This is a genomic window from Microcystis sp. M179S2, assembly GCF_020245805.1.
In the GTDB taxonomy this organism is placed as follows: domain Bacteria; phylum Cyanobacteriota; class Cyanobacteriia; order Cyanobacteriales; family Microcystaceae; genus Microcystis; species Microcystis aeruginosa.
This window is the reverse complement of the sequence record NZ_JADBUE010000085.1, coordinates 1-3,742: the sequence shown is the minus strand read 5'-3', so window position 1 is coordinate 3,742 and position 3,742 is coordinate 1. Positions and strand designations below refer to the sequence as shown.

Sequence of the window (3,742 nt, the reverse complement as noted above, 5' to 3'; positions counted from 1 at the left end):
TTCATTGTTCAGTAAACAGTGAATTGAAAACTCAAATCTGATAACTGATAAACCCCATCCACAGGGAAAACCGTAGTTTGGCTTTTTCAGCTACGATCCTTATATCTGAACTTCCCCCGTATAAATATACTAGCTATGGCTAAAAGTCTTACAGAGCCTGAGTTAAAGCAATGTACTACTAAGAAACTACTGGCTACAAAATCCTGAAATCCTTACGCAGACAGGGTTTGAGGCAAAATTTTTCAAATTTGACCCTTCGACCATTATATAGCAATCCTAAATCATTTTTTAAAAACAACTGTATTGATGAATTTTAGGAAAATCAAATTTATGATCATCAATACAAAATTCAAATAAAAATTTGACAATCTTAAAAGACTTGCATAAATACCAGTATTTTCTTAAAAAGTTTTTCCCTTGCAACCAAACATCTTCCACTGGATTCTGTTGTGGAGCATTCGGTGCAAATAAAATACAAGTAATTGGCCATTCATTAGCTTTCTTTCCATTATTTATTTCTTCTCAGAACTCTTTGAACTCTCCAAATTTATGATAGCTTGCTCCATCCCAAATAAAAATCATTCTTTTATCTTTATATTCGTTTTGTAAATGTTTTGCAAATTTAACGGTTGATTCGACCTCTCCCGAACAGTAACCTTCAATATGAAACTTCTTAGTCTTGTAGTTCAATGCTCCAAAATATGTTTGTCTTTCTTTTTCATTTTTAATGGGTACTTCTACTCTACTTTCTGTTTCTCCCCATACATATCCAGTTAAGTCTCCATTCAGCAAGTGACATTCATCTAAAATAATACTATTATTTCCCCAGATTCGATTTCATCCTTGTTTTCAGCCAATACCTTCTGAATTTCTTTCTTCTTTTTTTCGACTAACTCTTGATCGAATTTTGGATTACTTTTTTGAGATTTTTGACCACTTATTTTCGCCAGCGAAAACAAATGATAATAACTTTGTTGGGATTTGTCAATAACACTATAATGTTGGCTGATATAATCGATTAATTCATCCATGTTCCAATAACTCTTTGCTTTCAACCACCCGATTACCTCATGGGTCTGGTCATCTGTTAAATATCCGATCGATCCTTTATATCCTATTCTAATTCCTTCGATTCCTTTTGTTTTAAATATATTTCGACCGTAATATATAAAAGATTGCTTGACACAGAGTATTTTGCTGATTTCTTCACAGGTTTTACCTTCGAGGGACATCTTTACTGAGAGCGCTCGTTTCATTTCTCTTGAATCTATTACACTTTTTATAAATAGTTCTAATTCAGCGATTTGTAGTTCCTTGCTTTGCTTCTCCAATCCTGTGTAATTCATTTTTTATTGGGTATAATTAAACATTCAATATTATCTTATCACTTTTTTGAAAATAATTTAGGATCGCTATATCTATTTTTCCCTCAACAGTGCTGCACTGTTTCAGCCGAATTTTCACGATGTGCGACGGCATTGCAACCTGAAGACTCTAATATTGTATCACCAAGTCCCCCTAGAAGGGGGAGGCTTTAAACCCAAATTTTCGGTAAGAATTGTAGCGATCGAAATTCTTGGGTCATTTGCTGGCTTAAAATAGCTAATGGTTCATCTCGGGACAAGGTTGTGAAATTGCGATCGTTTTTCTATCTTTTAGGTGCGACGGTAATCATTCTACTAGGAGTCGCTACAGCCAGTTTTGCTTGGATTCTCGCCGATAGTCCTCTGTCTTTGCTCAAAGGTGGGGTGCTACGGGAACCGGCGGCGGCGATTTTTGTGCCGAAACAGGCCCCGGTTATGGTATCCTTGCTGGTCAATCCCGAACGTTTAGAGTCTTTTGGTCAATTAATCGCTACACCGGCTAATCGACGACGTTCCCACCAAGAAATTAAGGATTTAGAAAAAAGTCTGCTCGGCAAAACGGGATTAAATTATCAAAAGGAAATCAAACCCTGGTTAGGGGAAGAAATTACCCTCGCTGTTACTTCCCTAGATTTCGATCGCGATACCGATAATGGTATCCAACCGGGTTATCTTTTGGCAATTCAAAGTAAAGATGGTGAACGCGCTAAGGAATTTCTGCAAGCTTCCTACTCAAAACAGGCGGTTTCGGGCAAATTTGACCTTGTTTTTGAACTCTACAAGGGAGTTAACCTCATTTATCAACGTCCCTTGACCGCAGGAGATAATAATCGTTTTCTCGCTAGTGCCGTCGTCGGTGATACGGTGCTTTTTGCCAATAATATCAAGGTTTTGCGCGAGGCACTTAATAACGTGCAAGTACCGGATTTAAACCTAAAAAATAGCCCCGATTACCGAGAAGCTCTCAAAAATATCACCGAACCGCGTATAGCTATCGTTTACGGCAATTTACCCCCGTTATCGGCTTGGATAGCTAATCAACCCGTCCCGGAGAGTCCCGAAGCAAAACAACGATTAGCCACGGCTTTTACCCTCAAATCCGGGGGAATAGTCGCTCAAACCGCCTTAATTGGAGTCTTAGGACAGGATGACCAAGCACCAATTTTATCTAGTCCCGTGGGAGCATTATCTTTTATCGGCGAAAATAGCCTTTTAGTCGCCGCTAGTCGGGATTTAAATCGTTTTTGGACTCAGGTAGAGGAGGGGTTAGAAGCAGATAGTCCCCTACAGGAATTAATAACACAGGTCTTAAACCGCTTCCAGTCGCCTTTAGGTTTAAATTTGCCTGAAGACGTTTTTAGCTGGGTTAGAGGCGAATATAGCCTCGCTCTCGTGCCTAGTTCAAAGGGGATGGAACCCGATAGTGTTTTTCTAGGGGAACGGGTGATGGGGGTAGAGGTGGACAGTGCGATCTCTCATTTGGATGAGTTGGCCCGCAGTCGCGGCTATAATGTGGTTAATCTGCCTTTACTCGATCGAACGGTGACAGCTTGGACAAAGTTAACCACGGCGGTCCCGGGAGGAAAAGCGCAACTAGAAACGATCGTGACGGGAGTGCATACTAGGGTCGATAATTATGAAATTATCGCTAGTTCTGTGGAAGCGATGGGTTTAGCTTTATCTGCACAGAAAAACCCCATTGTAAGCAGTGGTAAGTTTCGACAGGCAATTACTGCTCTACCCGCAGAAAATGATGGTTATTTTTACGTCGATTGGCGACAATTGCAACCGGTAATCGAGGCAAAATTCCCGATCGTGCGGGTGTTAGAATTATCGATTAAGCCTTTATTTAATAATCTGCGTTCTCTTACTATTAGCAGCCAAGGCAGTGAAAATTCTGTGCGTCGGGGAACGATTTTCTTTAACCTGGGAGTGAAGTCTTAATCAGTTATCAGTTATCAGTTATCAGTTATCAGATAGAAGCTTGTAGCTTGTAGGTTGGGTTGAGCGATTTAATACTTAGGAGAAAACTTCTCGATTCAATGGTTTGAGCGAAACCCAACATTCTTGACGACATTGGTGTGGTTGGGTTTCCCTCAAGCGTCGCTAATATTTGACAGACAAAAGTTATTATTGCTCAAGTCAAGCTACGGTTAGTATGTTAAAGTGCATAACAAGTATGGAAAATCCAAATTATTTTGGATGAGCTTGCAAAATTCGCTTTACTGTTTAAACCATGACTACTATCACAATTGTTCCGGAATTTGCTGGAAAAACCTTGACATATAACTGGACTTCCCCCATACAGAAATACTAAAAAATTAACAAAACCCTTACTGCAGGTCGCTTCTCAGAAAAAATTGAAAAGACGCTACTGG

At 39.6% G+C, this 3,742-nt stretch carries 3 protein-coding genes; 1 reads left to right on the top strand and 2 read right to left on the bottom strand.

The window, feature by feature from the left end:
* Nucleotides 1–522 precede the first annotated feature (522 nt).
* Both IM500_RS04855 and IM500_RS04850 read right to left on the bottom strand, forming a co-directional pair.
* On the bottom strand, nt 523–792 hold the full coding sequence (locus IM500_RS04855; RefSeq protein ID WP_287737848.1) for a transposase: 270 nt from the start codon (nt 790–792) through the stop codon (nt 523–525).
* Nucleotides 793–803: 11 nt separating this feature from the next.
* A complete protein-coding gene (locus tag IM500_RS04850) occupies nt 804–1,346 on the bottom strand; it encodes a helix-turn-helix domain-containing protein (RefSeq protein WP_287737847.1) in 543 nt (180 codons plus the stop codon).
* A 282-nt stretch (nt 1,347–1,628) separates the two neighbouring features.
* On the opposite strand from IM500_RS04850, the gene IM500_RS04845 reads away from it, so the two are divergent.
* Nucleotides 1,629–3,308 carry a DUF3352 domain-containing protein gene (locus IM500_RS04845; RefSeq protein ID WP_287737846.1) on the top strand — a complete coding sequence of 560 codons (1,680 nt, stop codon included), beginning with the start codon at nt 1,629–1,631 and terminating at the stop codon, nt 3,306–3,308.
* Nucleotides 3,309–3,742: the final 434 nt, after the last annotated feature.

What these genes read in the sequence shown, in the direction of transcription:
- IM500_RS04850 (WP_287737847.1), bottom strand. Translation starts at nt 1,346, where the DNA reads ATGAATTACACAGGATTGGAGAAGCAAAGCAAGGAACTACAAATCGCT.